This is a genomic window from Nonomuraea sp. NPDC049725 (genome assembly GCF_040674795.1).
Classification (GTDB): Bacteria; Actinomycetota; Actinomycetes; order Streptosporangiales; family Streptosporangiaceae; genus Nonomuraea; species Nonomuraea ceibae.
This window is the reverse complement of sequence record NZ_JBFANJ010000019.1, coordinates 91816-108847: the sequence shown is the minus strand read 5'-3', so window position 1 is coordinate 108847 and position 17032 is coordinate 91816. Positions and strand designations below refer to the sequence as shown.

Sequence of the window (17032 nt, the reverse complement as noted above, 5' to 3'; positions counted from 1 at the left end):
GTCCGGCGGTCGCCGCAGGACATTCGGCGGTTTCGTGGGTGCCCGGCAGCGGAATTTGTCGGCTGGGTGAGGCACGATAGCGGTGTGCTTCTGATCGACGTGGTGCGAGTGTCGGAGGCCGTGACGCGCACGTCCGCGCGGCTCGGCAAGATCGGCCATCTGGCCGAGCTGCTCGGCCGGGTCGGCCCCGGCGAGGCGGAGATCGCCATCGCCTATCTGTCGGGCGAGCTGCCGCAGCGCCAGATCGGCGTGGGCTGGCGCACGCTCCAGGAGCTGCCCGGCCCCAAGCTGGCCGCCACCGCGACCCTCACCACCGTCGATGCCCTGCTCACGAGGATCAAGGCCGTCTCCGGCCAGGGCTCCCAGGCGGCCCGCAAGGCGCTGGTCGCCGAGCTGTTCGCGGGGCTGACGAGCCAGGAGCAGGCGTTCATGCTCAAGCTGCTCGGCGGCGAGCTGCGGCAGGGCGCGCTCGACGGCGTCATGATCGAGGCGGTCGCCAAGGCGTCCGGCGCGCCGTCGGCCGACGTCCGCCGGGCCCTGACGCTGCGCGGCTGGCTGCCCGCGGTCGGCGCGGCGGCGCTGGCGGGCGGCGTGGACAAGCTGCGCGAGTTCCGCCTGGAGGTAAGCCGGCCCGTCTCCCCGATGCTCGCGGGCAGCGCGCCCAACGTGGCCGCCGCCCTGGAGAAGGCCCGCACCCCGGCCGCGCTGGAGTGGAAGCTCGACGGCATCCGCGTGCAGGCGCACCGCTCGGGGGCCGAGGTCCGCGTGTTCACCCGCACCCTCGACGACATCACCGCGCAGGTGCCGGAGCTGGCCGAGGCGGTGCTGGGGCTGCCCGCCGACGACCTGGTGCTCGACGGCGAGGTGATCGCGTTGCGCCCCGACGGCCGGCCGCATCCGTTCCAGGTGACGGCCGCGCGCACCAGCAGCCGGACCAACGTGGCCGAGCTGCGCGAGAAGACGCCGCTGCACGTGTTCTTCTTCGACGCGCTGCGGGTGGATGGCGCCGACCTGCTCGACCTGCCCTACTCCGAGCGGCAGGAGGTCCTGGCCCGCACCGTGCCGCCCGGCCTGCTCACGCCCCGCCTGGTCACCTCCGACGTGGCCGAGGCGGAGAAGTTCTTCACCGACGTGGTCAGGGCCGGGCACGAGGGCCTGGTGGTCAAGTCCCTGGCCTCCCCCTACGCCGCCGGCCGCCGGGGCGCGGGCTGGATCAAGGTCAAGCCCCGCCACACGCTCGACCTGGTGGTCCTGGCCGCCGAATGGGGTCACGGCCGCCGCGAGGGCAAGCTGTCCAACCTTCACCTGGGCGCCCGCGACCCGGAGACGGGCGGATTCGTCATGCTCGGCAAGACGTTCAAGGGCCTGACCGACGAGCTGCTCGCCTGGCAGACCGAGCGCTTCCTGGAGCTGGCCGACGGTCCCGTCGACGGGTGGACGGTCACGCTGCGGCCGGAGCTGGTGGTGGAGATCGCCTTCGACGGCGTGCAGCGGTCGCCGCGCTATCCGGGCGGCATGGCGCTGCGGTTCGCCCGCGTGCTGCGTTACCGGCTCGACAAGCGGGCCGCCGACGCCGACACGGTGGAGACCGTCCGATCTTTGATGATTTGATCCACTTTGGGCGATTTATCCCCATTTGAGTGACTTACGTCACTTAACCAGGCATTAGGTTGCCTTTGCCTGTTGTTTGTCGCGTATGTTCGTGCACGTCGCGGGGCATCCCCCTCCCCGCCTGTGGATCGGCCGACGTGCGCCCCCCTCTGCCCCGGTTCTGGCCTTTCCGTGCCCCTTCCCCTACCGAGGACCGTGGTTTACCTTGGGCCAGCACAACCTCCCCCACACCCCTTCCAGCCGTACGTCCCCCGCCAGGCGCCGCTGGGTGGCCGTCGCGGCAGGGGCGGCCGTCATCGCCGTCGCCTCCACCACCGCCTGGGCCGCCGTCTCCCATGACGACTCGCACAAGCAGCCCACCGCCCTCTCCCCCGCCGACGCACCCGCGGGCCCCGCTACCGGCCCCGCCGCCGGCACCCCTTCTGGCACCCCTTCCGGCACCCCGGCTCCGGCCGACGACGCCCCGGCTCTCGGCGCGGCCCCCGCCCCCGCCACCACCTCCCCCTCCCCTTCGGCCTCCCCCTCCGCCTCGGCCAAACCCACCAGATCGGCGACGGCGGCGCGGAAGGCGGCTGCCAGGAAACCCCGCGTGATCTCCTCGGGCTCCTGCGGCGCGTCGTTCTACCACGAGCCGCAGATGACGGCCAGCGGCGAGCGCTTCGACCCGTCGGCCATGACGGCCGCCCACAAGACCCTGAAGCTCGGCAGCAAGGTCCGCGTCACGAACCCGTCCACCGGCAAGTCGGTCACGGTGCGCATCAACGACCGCGGCCCGTACATCGGCGGGCGCTGCCTGGACCTGTCCCGGGCCGCCTTCGCCCGGATCGGCAACACGAACGCCGGCCACATGCGCGTCACGTACGAGGTCCTGGCCCGCTGACGCGGGATATTCCCAAGACTCGTTGGGAAATGCCATAATCCCAACATGTCTTGGGAAACGGACCAGGGTCTCGTCCCGTTGCGGGCCCTGGCCAACCCGCTCCGGATCCGCATCGTGTCCCTGCTGACCGGCGCCTCGCTGTCGGCCGCCGAGGTCGCGGACGAGCTCGGCATCGCGCACGCCTCGGCCAGCTACCACCTGCGCCAGCTCGCCGAGGCCGGGTTCCTGGAACGGGTGGACGAGCAGCAGCCCCGCGAGGGCAAGGGGCGCCCGCCCCGCCGCTACCGCTACGACCCCTCCAGCGCCGCCCGGCTCGACCGCGCCGACGGCCGCCGCCTGCTGCACGAGGCGCTGAGCGCCGACCTGTCGCGGCGGCTGGCCGAGGCCACCGAGCAGCGCCTGTCGATGGACGCCGAGGTGTGGCTCGACCGGGAGGTCTGGGAAGAGGTCGTGGGCCTGATCGACCAGGCCGTCGCCCTGGTCCACGGCAAGGCGGGCCCGCCCCGGTCCGGCGACCGGGTCAAGGTCAGCATGACCGCGCTGCTCCTCGAACTCCCGGGCACCCGTCCCGCCGGCCGTCCCCCCAGGAGCACGCCATGACCGTTCCCGCCGCCGAGCTGTCCCGTTACGCCGACGTGGTGCTCGACGTCGCCGCGCCGATCACGGCCGGCGACCTGGTGCTGATCAACGCCGAGATCGAGCACGCCCCGCTGGCCCGCGCCCTCACCGAGGCCGCCTACGCCCGGGGCGCCCGCTATGTCGACATCTGGTACTTCGACCCGTACGCCAAGCTCTCCCGCGTCCGTCACGCCGACGGCGGGACGCTGGGCGAGGTCCCGGCCTGGCTCGACGCCCGCAACGAGGAGCTGGCCCGGCAGTGCGGCGTCCTGCTCAACCTGCGCGGCGCCGCCGCCCCCGACCTGCTCGCCGGACAGGACCAGGTCCGCGCCGGCCTGGACCGCATGCCGCACCTGATCTCCAGGCAGCGGCTGCAACTGGAGAACCTGGCCCGCTGGGTCATCGTGCCCTGCCCGACCGCCGAGTGGGCCCGCGCGATCTTCGGCGAGCCGGACGTGACCCGGCTGTGGGAGTGCCTGCGCCCCATCCTGCGCCTCGACCACCCGGACCCCGTCGCCGCCTGGAAGCAGCGGATCGCCGAACTGCTCGACCGGGCCGCCACGCTCACCTCCCTGCGCCTGGACGCCGTACGCTTCCAGGGCCCCGGCACCGACCTGACCGTCGGCCTGCTGCCCGGCGCGCACTGGACCGCCGCCCGGCTGGAATCGGTCCAGGGCCACGCGTTCCAGGCGAACCTGCCCACCGAGGAGGTGTTCACCACGCCCGACCACCGGCGCGTGGAAGGCACCGTCCGCTCGACCCGCCCGCTCTCGCTCGACGGCAGCGTCATCCGCGACCTGGAACTGACCTTCGCCGGCGGCGTCGTGACCGAGGTGCGCGCCACCTCCGGCGCCGACGTCGTACGCACCCACCAGGCCACCGACCCGGGCGCCGCCAGGCTCGGCGAACTGGCGCTCGTCGACGGCTCCTCGCCGGTCGGGCGGTCCGGCGTCACGTACCTGGAGACGCTGCTGGACGAGAACGCCACCTGCCACCTGGCCTGGGGCGCTGGGCTGCCGCCCGGCGTGCCCGCCCACCTGCGCGACCTCGCCCCCGCCGAACGCGCGGCAGCCGGGATCAACGTCTCCGCCGTGCACGTCGACTTCATGGTCGGCGGCCCCGACGTCACCGTCACCGGCATCACCCACGACGGCGCCACCGTCGAGCTGCTGCGTGACGACGCCTGGCAGATCTGACCGCTCCGCCATAGCCACCGGCTATGGAAGCAGGTATTGGATCTCCGAGCCGGTCCCGTACCAGGATGTCCCCCGTGTCACGCAGTTCCCGGCAAGAGGAGACGTCATGATCCTGGTAACCGGCGCCACGGGCAACGTCGGCGGCGAGGTGGTGCGCGCGCTCGCCGCCGAAGGCGCCCCCGTACGCGCGGTCACCCGCTCCCACCGGGCCCCCGAGCCCGGCGTCGAATGGGTCACCGGCGACCTCACCGAACCGGAGTCCCTGCGCCCCGCGCTCGACGGCGCCCGCGCGCTCTTCCTGCTGCCCGGCTACCCCGGCGCGCCCGCCCTCCTGGCCGCCGCCCGCCAGGCCGGCGTCCAGCGCGTGGTGCTGCTGTCGGGCGGCTCCGCCGCCCTCGGCGGCCCGGCCAACGCCGTCACCCGCTACATGGCCGAGTCCGAACGCGCCGTACGGGAGTCCGGGCTGGCCTGGACCTTCCTGCGGCCCGGCGCGTTCATGTCCAACGCCTTCCAGTGGCTGCCGCAGCTCGCCGCGGGCGACGTCGTACGGGTCCCGTTCGCGGGCGTCCGCCAGGCGGTCGTCGACCCGGCCGACATCGCCGCCGTGGCGGTGCGCGCCTTGCTGGACGACGGCCACGCCGAGCGCGTCTACCAGCCAACCGGGCCCGAACCGCTGCTGCCCGCCGACCGGGTCCGCATCCTCGGCGCCGTACTCGGCCGCGACCTCACCGTCCAGGCCCTGCCCGACGACGAGGCCCGCGCCGAGATGCTGCGCACCACGCCGGAGGAGTACGTGGACGCCTTCTTCGACTTCTACGTCACCGGCACCCTGGACGAATCGACCGTCCACCCCGACGTCGAAACGGTAACCGGCCGCCCACCCCGCACCTTCCACCAGTGGGCCCAATCCCACGCCACGGCCTTCCTCCCCACATCCCCCTGACCTCCCACCGTCCTTCCCGCCTTGCTGCCCCTTGCCCCGCCGTCACGCCTCTCTGGCCCTTACCCTCCCGGCCGTCCTCTTGCCTCCCCGTCCCCTGCCTCCCCGCCCCCTTGCCTTCCCGCTGTCCCGTGGCCTCCTCACCACCCCGCCCACCCCGGCACCCCCTGGCCTCCCCCGCCCCTAGACCACGGAGCCCGCTGCACCAGGGCAGCCCGCCTGCACTTCAGGGGCACGCTGCTGGCCCCGGCCGCGCCGGGCTACCCTGGGCCGCCCCGACCGCCCCGCCGTCCCGACCGGCCCGGCGCCCTGGCCGTTGGCCGTGGTGGCCGTTGTGGCCGTTTGTGGCCTTCCCGACCGTCGTGGCCTTCCCGACCGTCGTGGCCTTCCCGACCGTCGTGGCCTTCCGGACCGTCGTGACCGTCCTGGGGCACGGAAGGCTCAGCTAGCGGGCGCACCCCCTCGCAAACGAGCGCGCCACCTCTTCCGGACTGCCCGCACCGCCCGTGGACCGCGCGTTCCGGGCGCGACCCACGGGACGAGGTCACGGCGGGACGCAAACGCAGCGCAGGAGGCGGAGGCGCGAACGCCGCAGGGCGGGGCAGCGGCGTGCTAGTGCAGCCGCGAGGACGAGGCAGCCGACGCGCGGGTGCGGGTGCCGGTGCGGGTGCCGGTGCGGGTGCCGGTGCGGGTGCCGGTGCGGGTGCCGGTGCGGGTGCCGGTGCGGGTGCCGGTGCGGGTGCGGGTGCGGGTGCGGGTGCGGGTGCGGGTGCGGGTGCGGGTGCGGGGAGTGTGCCGCGCGGCATGCGGGGTTCTGGCGCAGGCGCGCGGGGTGCGGGCGCGAGCCCAGGCGGGCCCAGTACGGGGTGCGGGCGCAGGCGCGCGGAGCGTGGGGCGGGAACTTGGCACGCCAGTGCGGGCGCACACGCACCTAAGGGCGCGTGTGCGCGGCCGTGCTGCGCACACGCGCGGGTGCGCGTGCGCGGGGCGAGCCGCAGGGGTGCGGGGTGGGAGGTGCGGGCAGGCGCTGGGCGGGCGGCGCTCGGGACGGGGGCGCGGGTGTGCAGCAGGCGCAGGCGCAGGTGCGCGCAGCGTGGGACGCCGGGCCCGCGCGGTGCCGCGGGCCCGGAAAGCCGAGGCGTCGTGAGCGGTGGTGCCGCGAAGGCGAGGCAGCGTGAGCGGTGGTGTGGCACGCCTGATGCAGGGACCGGGTACGACCACGAGGTGCCAGAGGGAGGCGCTGCGGGCTGCGACACCCCGGGCTGGCCAGCGACCGCAGGGCCCCAACCGCGAGCAGGCAGGCGACCGTAGTTCCCCAACCGCGAACTGCTCCCCCAGGATGCCGCCGACCGGGGCCGCTGTGGGCAGCGGGGGCGGGCTGGCAGGCGGGTGGCGGCGGTTGGGGGGTCGGTGGTGGGCCAGGGGCCTTGGGGTGCGGGCTACTTGATCAGGCGGAGGGTCAAGGGGTAGCGGAAGGTGCCTTCGGAGAGGGCGGAGACGCCGCCGACGATGGAGAGGATGACGGCGCCCACCCAGATGAAGGGCAGGAGCACGACGCCGATGACGGTGAAGGGCAGCAGGAACGTGGCGCCCGTGACCGTCAGGTGGAAGTTGAGCGCCTCCATGGCGTGGCGTCGGATGTACGGGGACGTCTTGCCGCCGGTGAGGAGCAGGACGAGCGGGCCCAGGATGGGGAAGCCGACGAGGGCGAGCAGGTGGGCGGCGGAGGCGCCGAGGCGCTCGTTGCTCTCCGGCGGGGCCTCCGGGCGGGCGGCGGGCATGCGCGGGGGCGCGGCCAGGCGGGGCACGGCGTTGGCGCCGTAGAGCTCCGTCATGATGGGCATCAGGTCGCCGTGCGTGCGTGCCGTCATCGCGCGCTCCAGCCGCTCGTCGAACTCGAGCTTGTCGAAGCGGCCCTCGCTGTAGGCGGCCTTGACGTGCTCGACGACGTGTTCGCGGTCCTCGTTGGTGACGCGCAGATGAGCCGGCGGCAGCTGCCCCGGGGGTGTCGGTACCCCAGCCATAACGCCCATGCCTCTCCTTCGGTAGCGCCGCCCCCTCGCCGGAACCTGCCGGCCGCAGCGCTGACGGTCTCCTCACATACTGCGTCACGGCGGCCGGTCGTGGCATCGGGTGATACCCCGAGGCATCCCCGAGATCGCGACCCCGGGATTCAGGGTGATGGGTGACCGGATTCGTCCTGTGTGGGCGAATGGTCTTCGGGGTGGTGGTGTTCGGGGGTGATATTCGGGGTGGGCGCAAGAAACGGGGCTTCGGAAACCGTCATCCGGGGAGGGGATCGTGGCAGGCAATTTGGTAAATGCGGAGGGGCTGGATCGGGGCTTGAGCTGGGCGGATGGCGGGAATAGGCACTTTTCGCAGAGGTGGGGCAACGCTTGGCATGCGCACTAGTACCACTTGACGGTATAAAAAGGATGCATGAGATGGCGAGACCGCTACGGCCTCCGGCGGCGGCGCGGCCCGAAGATCGCTAAGTTCGATCGTGAGGCGACCGACGCCGACATCGAAGCGCTGATCGCCTTCGCCCGGTCGCGGCGCGGCGTGGAGTTCTACGTCGAGCCCGAGACGTTCGCGACCGACACCACCGCCGTGGCCGTCGCCGACGACGGGGAGTGGACGCGGCGCCGGGTCGGCTCGCCCGCGGTGATCCACAAGGTGGCGCGCGACCTCGCCCTTCCGGTCTACGACGTGCAGCTGACCGGGTATCCGCCCCGGATGCGGGCCTACAACGAGCGGCGGCGGCGCGAGGAGGGCGGGCTCTGACCCGCAGCCACGCCGGAACGGCTCAGGCGCAGGCCTGGTCGCCGTCGTCGAGGGTGGCGAGCAGGGGGACGAGCCAGCCGATGTGAGGCTCGCCCATCGCCGTGTCGAGCTCCGCCGGTGTCGGGAGGCGGGCGTCGACCATGCCGGGTGAGAGCAGGTTCTGCAGGGCGTGCATGAGCAGGTTGGCCATCGAGTAATGCGGGTCGGCCTTCAGTGCGCGTTCGAGGGCGATGGTGGCGGTGATGCTGTCGCCCGCCCGCCAGGCCGCCATCGCCAGCAGCGTGGCCGCCGGCGGTACGTAGCGGGGCTCCAGGCGGCGGGTGAGGTCCTTCCAGAGGGCGGCATGGGAGCCGTCCATCAGCGTCCACGCCTCGTCACGCACCCGGATGACGGCCAGGTCGAGGCCGAGCCGGGAGGCGTCGGCGTCGCTGAGCCGGTCGTCGCGTGCGAGGGCGGCGTGGAGCCTGGCCAGGCCGCCGGTCACGAAGCGGCGGGCGTACGCGTCGGGGTCAGGGTCTGCCGCGAGCCCGCTGGTCAGCTCGGCGACGGCGGCTGAGGTCGCCCGGCGCATCGCCATCCGGACGGGGCCGGTGACCGGGGCGAGGGTGCGTTCGAGGGTCTGGCGGTCGGGGAGGGCGACCAGGCCGCGCACGGTCGCCTCGGCGGCGACGCGGCTCGACGTCGGGTCGTAGGGGGTGCCTTCGGGCGGGCAGCAGCGGGTGCTGTCGCAGACGTAGGACCAGTAGCGGCCGCCGTCGGCGCGCATGGCCTCGGCGACCTCCACGCCCGCCCTCGCCGCCACGGCCCTGGCCTCGTCGACGGCCGGGGTGACGCGCTCGCCCGGGCCGTAGCCGACCACGACGACCTGGGCCAGCTTCTCGCGGGCGATCAGCGCCGCCAGAGGGTCGAGGGTGCCGGGCGGGAACGGCAGCCCCCAGCGGGCGGCGACCTTGGCCTGGCCCTGGGCGATGCCGAGCACGATGAGGCTGTCGGCCGGGTGGAAGCCGACCAGGTAGGGCACGGCGGCCAGGATGTCGGCGGGGCTGGTCAGGGTGAGGCAGGGCTCGGAGGTGTTCGTCGTCATGGCATGGAGGATGCCGGGGACGAGGGGTGCGGGAGGCGGGTGGAACGGGTTCTGTGGACGGACGGCGCAGCGGGGGTGCGGCCTGTGGACAAGCGGCGTGGAGAGGGCACCCCGGTGAACAAACGGCAAGGGCGCCCTGCGAACAAGCCCGCCAGGTGCTACAGCTCGCTCACGGCTGGGCCGGGGGCGGGGTGGCGGGCGCTCCGGGGGCGAGGCGGTGCCTGACCAGCAAGGCCGCGCCCGCCACCGCCGCCGGCATCGCGATCACCGCCACGAACGGCACCAGGAACAGCACGAACACCACCACCCCGAACCCGAGCGACGCCGCCTTGCTGCCCCGCAGCAGCGCGAACCGCTGCTTCCTGACGAGCCCGCGCCGCTCCAGCGCCAGCGTGGTCAGCTCGACGGTGAGGAAGAACCCGGACACCGCCGCCCCCACCACCGGCACCACGGTCTGCCCGATGACCGGCACGAACCCGAGGAAGAACAGCGGGATCGTGAACAGCAGCACGTATCCCAGCGTGACGAGACTGTCGCGGATGGAGCGCGGCAGCGTGCGCCACCAGGGCTGCTCCTCGGCGTCGGGCAGCGGGTCGGCGGCGGCCGACAGCTTCTCGTAGAACGGCTCCCCGATGGCCAGCGTCAGCGCGGTGAACGTGAGCACGGCCAGGGCGAGCCCGCCGAGGAAGAGCGCGACGGCGATCGCGGTGCGGAACGCCTCACGCCACGACCAGGTGTCGGCGAACGGCGTCAGGAACTCCGCCAGCGTGCCGGCGTTGGTGCCGAGGAGGTACAGCGCCGCCACGTAGACGGCGAACGCGATGAGCGCCGGGATGAGCCCGAACAGCCACCACCGCCCGTTTCTGGCGACCCAGCCCACGCCTTGCAGGAAAAAGCCGACGCCGGCGGCGAAGTCGCGCATTGATCGCATGTCGCAAACGCTAGCGCCAGAGCGGCGTGACCGCGTAGCCGAGCTCGTCGAGCAGGCGGCGCAGCAGCGGCAGCGACAGGCCGAGCACGTTGCCGTGGTCGCCTTCGATGCCGTCGACGAACCAGCCGCCGCGTCCTTCGATGCTGAACGCGCCGGCGAGGTTGAGCGGCTCGCCGGTCTCGGCGTAGGCGGCGATCTCCTCTTCGGTGGGCTGGCCGAAGTGGACGACGGTGGTGGCGGTCTCGGCGGCCTGGCGGCCGGCGGCGACGTCGATGACGCAGTGGCCGGTGACGAGCCTGCCGGTGCGCCCGCGCATGATCCGCCAGCGCTCGGCGACCTCCTCGGCGGAGGCGGGCTTGCCGTAGGGGCGGCCGTCGAGCTCCAGGATGGAGTCGCAGCCGATGACCAGCCCTTCGTCCAGCCGTTCGGCGACGGCGGTGGCCTTGGCCTTGGCCAGCACGAGGGCGAGGGCGGCGGGGGTGTGGGCGGTGAACGCCTCTTCGTCGACCCCGCTCACGATCACCTTGGGGTCGAGTCCGGCGCTGCGCAGCAGGGCCAGGCGGGCGGCAGAAGCTGAGGCCAGAACGATCACCGGGTCAGCCTACCGGTCACCATTCGGCGTGCGGCGACCGCGTGGGCGAGGACGGGGCGCCGAGGAGGTCGGCGAGCAGGGGCTCGAGGGCGGCGGGGACGGCGGCGCGCTCGCGGCGGAGTTCGGCGGTCATGTCCTGGGTGCTCATGCCGGCGCGTTCGGCGCGGTCGGCGAGCAGTGACATGACCATGGGGGCGAGCAGGAGCAGCACCTTGACCAGGGCGGCGGAGTCGAGGCCGGTCAGGTCGGCGAGCGCGTCGGCGGCGTGGTCGGCGCCCTGGCCGCCGAGGACGTGGGCGAGGATGTTCTGCCCGTCGCGGGCCAGGGTGGCGACGTCGCCGTTGAAGGGGTCGGCGTCGACGTGGTCGTCGAGCGCGCCGCGCAGCGCCTCGGCGCCGTCGGGGTGCTCGGAGCTGCGGACCATGCCGGCGACGACGACGCCGGTCGCCGCCCTGAGGACCTCGCGGACCGTGGCCGGGTCGGTGCCGAGCATCCCGGCGAGCTGCTCCAGGCCGGGATCGCCGAGCTCGGCGACGAGCTGGTCCGTCAGAGTCACGCCAAGTCCTCCCGATCGTCGTTCCGATGGTCGTTCCCCGGCGTGGGCCGAGCCTACGTCGGCCCCTCGCTAACTTTTGGCCAAACCGGCGGCTCCGTAGGCGGTGGCCTCGTCGAGGGTCTCGTGCTCCAGCAGGGCGGCGACGATGCCTTCGAGCTTGTCGCGGTTCTCGCGCAGGATGCGCACGGCGTCGGCGTAGCACTCGTCCACGATCCGCCGCGCCTCCTCGTCGACGATGGCGAGGGTGGCGGGCGACGCCTGCGGCTGGCCGTCGCTGGGCAGGATGGTGAGCGGGCCGACCTTGGCCGACATGCCCCAGCGGCCGACCATGCCGCGGGCGATCATGGTGACCTGCTCCAGATCGTTCTCGGCGCCGGTGGTGATGACGCCGTAGATGACGTCCTCGGCCGCCATGCCGCCGAGCGCGCCGGTGATGCGGCCGCGCAGGTACTTCTCGTCGTAGGCGTAGCGGTCGGTGTCGGGGGTGGACAGCGTGACGCCGAGCGCCCGGCCGCGCGGGATGATGGAGATCTTCCTGACCGGGTCGGCGCCGGGCTGGAGCATGCCGAGCAGGGCGTGCCCGGCCTCGTGGTAGGCGGTGCGGGTGCGCTCGTCCTCGGGCATGACGATGCTGCGGGCGGCGCCGAGCTGGAGCTTCTCCAGCGCGTCGGCGAAGTCGGCCATGCCGACCTTCTCCTTGCCGCGCTTGGCGGCGAGCAGGGCCGCCTCGTTGACGAGGTTGGCGAGGTCGGCGCCGGTCATGCCGGGCGTGGTCTTGGCGAGCTGGTCGAGGCTGACGGCGCCGTCGAGCGGCACTCCCCTGCTGTGGACGCCGAGGATGGCGGTGCGGCCGGCCTGGTCGGGCAGGCCGACCTGGACGGTGCGGTCGAAGCGGCCGGGCCGCAGCAGGGCCGGGTCGAGGACCTCGGGCCGGTTGGTGGCGCCGATGACGATGACGCCTTCGGCGCCGGAGAAGCCGTCCATCTCGGTGAGGATCTGGTTGAGCGTCTGCTCGCGCTCGTCGTGGCCGCCGATGCCGCCCGCGCCGCCGCGTGCCCGGCCGATGGCGTCGATCTCGTCGATGAACACGATCGACGGGGCGACCTTGCGCGCCTCCTCGAACAGGTCGCGGACCCGGGACGCGCCGACGCCGACGATCATCTCGATGAACTCGGACGCGCTGGCCGAGAAGTAGGGCACCTTGGCCTCGCCGGCGACGGCCCGCGCGAGCAACGTCTTGCCGGTGCCGGGCGGGCCGGCGAGCAGCACGCCCTTGGGCAGCTTGGCGCCGAGCCTGCGGTACTTGTCGGGATCCTTGAGGTAGTCGACGATCTCGACGAGTTCGTTCTCCACCTCGTCGATGCCCGCCACGTCCTCGAACGTGACCCGCACCTGCCCCGCTTCGAGGGGTTTGGCCGCCTTCGACTTGCCGAGGCCGCCGAGCCCGCCGCCGCCCATCATGCTGGCGCCGCGGCGCATGATCCAGATCCACAGCCCGGCCAGCAGCAGCACGGGCAGCAGCGACAGCAGGAGGTTGAGGAAGAAGCCGCGGCCCGAGGTGAGCGGCTCCGCCTTGATCTCCACGCCTGCCGCGTTGAGCTGCTGCGAGAGCTGGTCGGTGTTGGCGAAGGTGGGGATCTCGGTGCGGAAGTCCGTATAGGACTGGTTGCCGCTGCCGGGGTCCTTGGCCGCGCTCTTGAGATGACCTTCGACCGACAGGCCGGTGGCGTAGATCTCCTTGACGTTCCCGCCGTTCACCTGCTTGGTGAACTCGGTGTAGGAGACGGTCTCGACCTGGTTGCTGTCGAAGAAGGACGAGACGAAGAAGAACGCCGCGTAGACGACCAGCAGGGTGACGGCGAACCGCCACCAGTTGATCTTCGGGCGGCCGCCTGGGGTGCCGGGCAGCCCTTCGGCCCGCCAGGGCGGCTTGACCTTGCCCTTCTTCGGCACCTGCGGCGATCCAGTCCGTTCTTCCACGGCGCCACTCCCCCAAATCGCCGCAATGATGATCAATTAGCCTAGGACACGCACCCCGGAGACCACACGCGTGATGTCGCGCCACCTCTTGCGCTGCGAGTCAGGCACTGTCACAAACGCCAAACCCGGCTTGGCCATTCCGCTGTCGGCCACCACGACGGCCGCGCGCGAGCTGCGCTTGCCGTACGAGACCTGGTAGACGAGCATCCAGCCGCGCTTGACCGGCTGGGAGGCCAGCCAGCGGACCTTGGCGCCCTCGGGGTGGTGGTTGAGCGTCCAGCGGGCGGCCAGCAGCGCGGTGTCGCGGGGGGACTTCTGCGGCTTGATCGGCACCGGGCAGCTCACGAGCATGCCGCGCCTGCTGTCGCCGCGCAGCTTGGGCAGCACTTGCTTGCTGGTGAACGGCGCGGCTCCGTACGTCTTCCAGGGGCGGCCGAGGTCCGGCAGGGCGAGGCCGGCGCGCTTGTCCTTCAGCAGGCGCTTGGCGGGAGCGGGCAGCTTCAGCCGCCGGATCTTGGCGGGCAGTCTCGGCAGGCGGTCGTCGGCGTACAGGGCCTCCATCGCCGTGTAGCCGGGCGCGAGCGACGAGCCCGGCTTGGGGGTGGGGGTGGAGTCGACGGCGACGGGCGTCGGAGCCGGATCGAGCGAGGCCGGCGGGGTGGACGCGGGTGGCGCGGACGAGGCGGGCACGGCCGATGGCGCGGCGATCGGCCGCTGCCCTGCCTCGTCCGGGTCGGAGGGGCGGACGAGCACCACGGTGACGGCGGCGACGGCCACGACCGCCACGACGGCGAGCCCGCGGTAGACCACCCCCATGCGCAGGTCCCCGATGCGGGAGCGCTTGGGCGGAGGGCTGCCAGGCCGGATCTTGGTCTTCACTCGGGCACCCTCTGTCCCGTCTTCCCCATCGAGCACGACGGGAGCGTACGGCATAACAGCCCTTTAAGTGGCGGAAGCTATCGAAGTGTCATCATGACTGCGTGGAACAGGTAGAGCTCCGCTTCGACCTCGCGTCCCGGACCGCCCGGACGCACACGAACCTGTCGGCGGTCCGGCAGAGCCCGCACGGGCTGTGGGTGGCCGGCGACGAGACCGCCACGTTCGAGCACCTGTCGTGGACGGGCGAGCACTACGGTGACCAGCGCGGTCACCGGCTGGCCGACTACGTGGACCTGCCCGCCGGGCCGGACGACGAGGCCGACATCGAGGGCCTGGCCAGGTCCGACGGCTTCCTGTGGCTGACCGGCTCGCACGCGCTCAAGCGCAAGAAGGTCAAGTCCAAGGACCCCGGACGCGCCTCCGCCCGGCTGGCCACGGTGGTGCGGGAGGAGAACCGGTTCATCCTCGTCCGGCTGCCGCTGGACCCGCGGACCGGCGCGCCGCAGCCCGGCGCGATCATGTCGGGGCCGCGCGAGCTGACCGGCCACCTGCGCGACGACCCGCACCTGGGGCCGTTCCTGGCGCTGCCGGGCAAGGACAACGGCTTCGACGTGGAGGGCATCGCGGTCACCGCCGGCCGCGTCTACCTGGGACTGCGCGGGCCGGTGCTGCGCGGCTGGGCGGTGGTGCTGGAGCTGCGGCCGCAGGAGGCGGGCCTGGGCCGGCTGAGCCTGGCCGAGCCGTGCCGCAAGCACTTCCTGGACCTGGGCGGGCTCGGCGTGCGCGACATGTGCCCGGACCGGGGCTCGCTCCTGCTGCTGGCCGGGCCGACGATGGACCTGGACGGGCCGGTGCGGGTGGTGCGCTGGCGGATCGGCGCCCGGCGCGAGCTCCTGGTCCCGGCGGACGAGCTGGAGACGGTCCTGGAGCTTCCGTACGGTGTCGGCTGCGACCATCCGGAGGGCCTGGCGCTGCTCGACGACGGGCGGCTGATGGTCGTCTACGACAGCCCGTCACCGGCGCGGATCACGCCCGCGGGCGGGGTGCTGGCGGACGTCTTCACGCTCTAGCCGAGTCGGCCCGCAGCCACGGGACGTCGGCGACGAACGTGCTGGAGCCGGGCTCGATCTCGGTGAACCCGGCGTCGCGCACCACCGGCAGCCCGGCGGCGGCCAGGGCGTCGAACGGCTCGCGGGCGGCGGCGCGCACCGACACGGTCAGGCCGCGTTCCCGCCAGGCCGCCCGCCCGGCGTCGTCGCTGGCCCACCAGGCGAGCTGGGCGGCGTGCCCGGCCTGCGCCATCGCCTTGCCCGCGGACATGGCCAGGCGCGCGTTCTCCCACAGGACCGGCGGCTCGGCCGGGCCGGGCTCGCGCGTGTCGGCGAGCTCGGTGCCGGACACCTGCAGCCGGGCCAGGTCGCGCGGCCAGTCGTCGAGCGGCACCGGCGGGTGCACGCGCACCTCGGCGCTGCGGTGCTCGATCGTGCGGCCGGGCAGCGCGAGCGCCCGGCGCCACTCGGCGCCCCTGGCCCGCCGCACCACCTTGCGGATCTTGCCGGTGGACTGCCAGGCATGCAGCTCGGCGGCCCACTCGCCGGGGTCGTCGAGCAGGCTCAGCACGGCCGTCGCCGCGGCCTCCAGGGCGTCGGTGCGCTCGGGGGGCGTGGCCCGTTCGATCCTGACCACGAGGGGCAGGACCATCAGCTCTGCGTCGTTCATCGCCCCTTACTATGCCTGATCGCCAGGGACATGCCGGTGGCCAGGAGGCAGAGGGCGCCGGAGGCGTACCAGGCGACGTCGTACGCGCCGAGCTGGTCGCGGGCGAGCCCGGCGCCGACGGCGGCGATCGCGGCGCCGACCTGGTGCGCGCCGAACACCCAGCCGAACACCACGGCCCCGTCGGTCCCGTAGACGCTGCGGCACAGCGCGACCGTGGGCGGCACGGTCGCCACCCAGTCCAGCCCGTAGAACACGATGAAGATCAGCATGCTGGGCTCGGCGGTGGCGGCGAACAGGCTCGGCAGCACCATGAGCGACAGCCCGCGCAGCGCGTAGTAGACGCCGAGCAGGATGCGCGGGTCCACCTTGTCGCTGAGCCAGCCGGAGGCGACGGTGCCGACGATGTCGAAGATCCCGATCACGGCCAGCAGCCCGGCGGCCATCGGCTCGGGCATGCCGTGGTCGTGCGCCGCCGGGATGAAGTGGGTGCTGACGAGCCCGTTCGTGCTGGCGCCGCAGATCGCGAACCCGCCCGCGAGATACCAGAACGGGCGCGTACGGGCCGCCGACCGCAGCACGGTGAGCGCGCGGACGGCGGCGTTCACGGTGGAGGCCGGGGTACGCGGCGCGTCCGGGTCGGCGCCGAGCGCGGTGGTGCCCACGTCCTCGGGCCGGTCGCGCAGCAGCCACCACACGAACGGCACCACGGCCAGGGCCGACCCGGCGACGGCCAGGGAGGCGACCCGCCAGCCGGGCCCCTGGGCCAGGTGGGCGAGCACGGGCAGGAAGACGAGCTGCCCGGTGGCGCCCGCCGCGGTGAGCACGCCGGTGACGAGGCCGCGGTGCCGGACGAACCACCGGTCGGTCACCGTGGCCGCGAACACCAGCGCCATGGACCCGGTGCCGAGCCCGACGAGCACGCCCCACAGCAGCATCAGGTGCCAGGTCGCGGTCATCAGCACCGTGAGCCCGCTGCCCACGGCGACGAGCAGCAGCGCCAGCGAGACGACGCGGCGCATGCCGAAGCGGTCCATCAGCGCGGCGGCGAACGGCGCGGTCAGGCCGTAGAGCACCAGGTTGATCGAGACGGCCAGCGAGATCACGCCCTTGCCCCAGCCGAACTCCTCCTGGAGCGGTGTGATCAGGACGCCGGGGGTGGCGCGGAAGCCGGCGGCGCCGAGGATGGCGACGAACGCGACGGCCGCGACGAACCAGGCCCGGTGCACCCGGACGCGCCTGGCAGGGGTGGTGCTCACAGTCAT

At 73.3% G+C, this 17032-nt stretch carries 17 protein-coding genes; 7 read left to right on the top strand and 10 right to left on the bottom strand.

The annotated features are described in order from the left end of the window. The first annotated feature begins 84 nt into the window (after nucleotides 1–84). The 5 genes from AB0J53_RS37255 (at nucleotide 85) to AB0J53_RS37235 (ending at nucleotide 5248) form a co-directional block, all read left to right on the top strand. Complete coding sequence (locus AB0J53_RS37255) at nucleotides 85–1611, top strand: ATP-dependent DNA ligase (protein WP_364181022.1); 1527 nt, start codon at nucleotides 85–87, stop codon at nucleotides 1609–1611. 205 nt (nucleotides 1612–1816) lie between these two features. After that, nucleotides 1817–2491: a septal ring lytic transglycosylase RlpA family protein gene (locus AB0J53_RS37250; protein WP_364181019.1), complete on the top strand. Its 675-nt coding sequence runs from the start codon at nucleotides 1817–1819 to the stop codon at nucleotides 2489–2491. A gap of 45 nt (nucleotides 2492–2536) precedes the next feature. Continuing rightward, nucleotides 2537–3091, top strand: coding sequence for a helix-turn-helix domain-containing protein (locus tag AB0J53_RS37245; protein WP_364181016.1), 555 nt, complete (start codon nucleotides 2537–2539; stop codon nucleotides 3089–3091). Then, the gene (locus AB0J53_RS37240; protein WP_364181013.1) at nucleotides 3088–4305 is read left to right on the top strand and encodes an aminopeptidase; all 1218 of its coding nucleotides are present in this window, start codon (nucleotides 3088–3090) and stop codon (nucleotides 4303–4305) included. Before AB0J53_RS37245 ends, AB0J53_RS37240 begins: the two co-directional genes overlap by 4 nt. Before the next feature lie 106 nt (nucleotides 4306–4411). Beyond that, nucleotides 4412–5248, top strand: a complete 837-nt coding sequence (locus AB0J53_RS37235; RefSeq protein ID WP_364181010.1) for an NAD(P)H-binding protein — start codon at nucleotides 4412–4414, stop codon at nucleotides 5246–5248. A gap of 609 nt (nucleotides 5249–5857) precedes the next feature. Here the strand turns inward: AB0J53_RS37235 and AB0J53_RS37230 are convergent. Then, on the bottom strand, nucleotides 5858–6154 hold the full coding sequence (locus AB0J53_RS37230; protein WP_364181007.1) for a hypothetical protein: 297 nt from the start codon (nucleotides 6152–6154) through the stop codon (nucleotides 5858–5860). Between the two features lie 530 nt (nucleotides 6155–6684). Continuing rightward, on the bottom strand, nucleotides 6685–7269 hold the full coding sequence (locus AB0J53_RS37225) for a DUF1707 and DUF4870 domain-containing protein (RefSeq protein WP_219508299.1): 585 nt from the start codon (nucleotides 7267–7269) through the stop codon (nucleotides 6685–6687). Nucleotides 7270–7684: 415 nt separating this feature from the next. Here AB0J53_RS37225 and AB0J53_RS37220 point away from each other — a divergent pair, with 415 nt between their 5' ends. Next, a complete protein-coding gene (locus tag AB0J53_RS37220) occupies nucleotides 7685–8029 on the top strand; it encodes a hypothetical protein (protein ID WP_138713462.1) in 345 nt (114 codons plus the stop codon). Between the two features lie 22 nt (nucleotides 8030–8051). Here the strand turns inward: AB0J53_RS37220 and AB0J53_RS37215 are convergent, their stop codons facing one another. The 6 genes from AB0J53_RS37215 to AB0J53_RS37190 form a co-directional block, all read right to left on the bottom strand. Then, nucleotides 8052–9113 (bottom strand): DUF4192 domain-containing protein, encoded by a 1062-nt coding sequence (locus AB0J53_RS37215; protein WP_364181003.1) that lies wholly within the window; start codon nucleotides 9111–9113, stop codon nucleotides 8052–8054. 169 nt (nucleotides 9114–9282) lie between these two features. Next, entirely contained in the window at nucleotides 9283–10044 is a 762-nt protein-coding gene (locus AB0J53_RS37210; RefSeq protein WP_364181000.1) for an EI24 domain-containing protein, read from the bottom strand. Between the two features lie 10 nt (nucleotides 10045–10054). Next, on the bottom strand, nucleotides 10055–10636 hold the full coding sequence (locus AB0J53_RS37205; RefSeq protein WP_219508297.1) for a nucleoside triphosphate pyrophosphatase: 582 nt from the start codon (nucleotides 10634–10636) through the stop codon (nucleotides 10055–10057). 16 nt (nucleotides 10637–10652) lie between these two features. Next, nucleotides 10653–11192: a DUF937 domain-containing protein gene (locus AB0J53_RS37200; RefSeq protein ID WP_219508296.1), complete on the bottom strand. Its 540-nt coding sequence runs from the start codon at nucleotides 11190–11192 to the stop codon at nucleotides 10653–10655. A gap of 69 nt (nucleotides 11193–11261) precedes the next feature. Continuing rightward, nucleotides 11262–13172, bottom strand: a complete 1911-nt coding sequence (gene ftsH, locus AB0J53_RS37195) for an ATP-dependent zinc metalloprotease FtsH (protein ID WP_308125898.1) — start codon at nucleotides 13170–13172, stop codon at nucleotides 11262–11264. Between the two features lie 36 nt (nucleotides 13173–13208). Then, nucleotides 13209–14051: a hypothetical protein gene (locus AB0J53_RS37190; RefSeq protein ID WP_357588609.1), complete on the bottom strand. Its 843-nt coding sequence runs from the start codon at nucleotides 14049–14051 to the stop codon at nucleotides 13209–13211. A gap of 101 nt (nucleotides 14052–14152) precedes the next feature. Here AB0J53_RS37190 and AB0J53_RS37185 point away from each other — a divergent pair, with 101 nt between their 5' ends. After that, a complete protein-coding gene (locus tag AB0J53_RS37185; protein ID WP_364180994.1) occupies nucleotides 14153–15121 on the top strand; it encodes a DUF3616 domain-containing protein in 969 nt (322 codons plus the stop codon). On the opposite strand, the gene AB0J53_RS37180 is transcribed toward AB0J53_RS37185, so the two are convergent. Both AB0J53_RS37180 and AB0J53_RS37175 read right to left on the bottom strand, forming a co-directional pair. Further along, nucleotides 15111–15770: a peptidyl-tRNA hydrolase gene (locus tag AB0J53_RS37180; RefSeq protein WP_246645586.1), complete on the bottom strand. Its 660-nt coding sequence runs from the start codon at nucleotides 15768–15770 to the stop codon at nucleotides 15111–15113. The two genes, AB0J53_RS37185 and AB0J53_RS37180, sit on opposite strands and share 11 nt — an antisense overlap. Then, nucleotides 15767–17032, bottom strand: coding sequence for an MFS transporter (locus tag AB0J53_RS37175; protein ID WP_364180991.1), 1266 nt, complete (start codon nucleotides 17030–17032; stop codon nucleotides 15767–15769). The genes AB0J53_RS37180 and AB0J53_RS37175 overlap by 4 nt, the downstream gene beginning before the upstream one ends.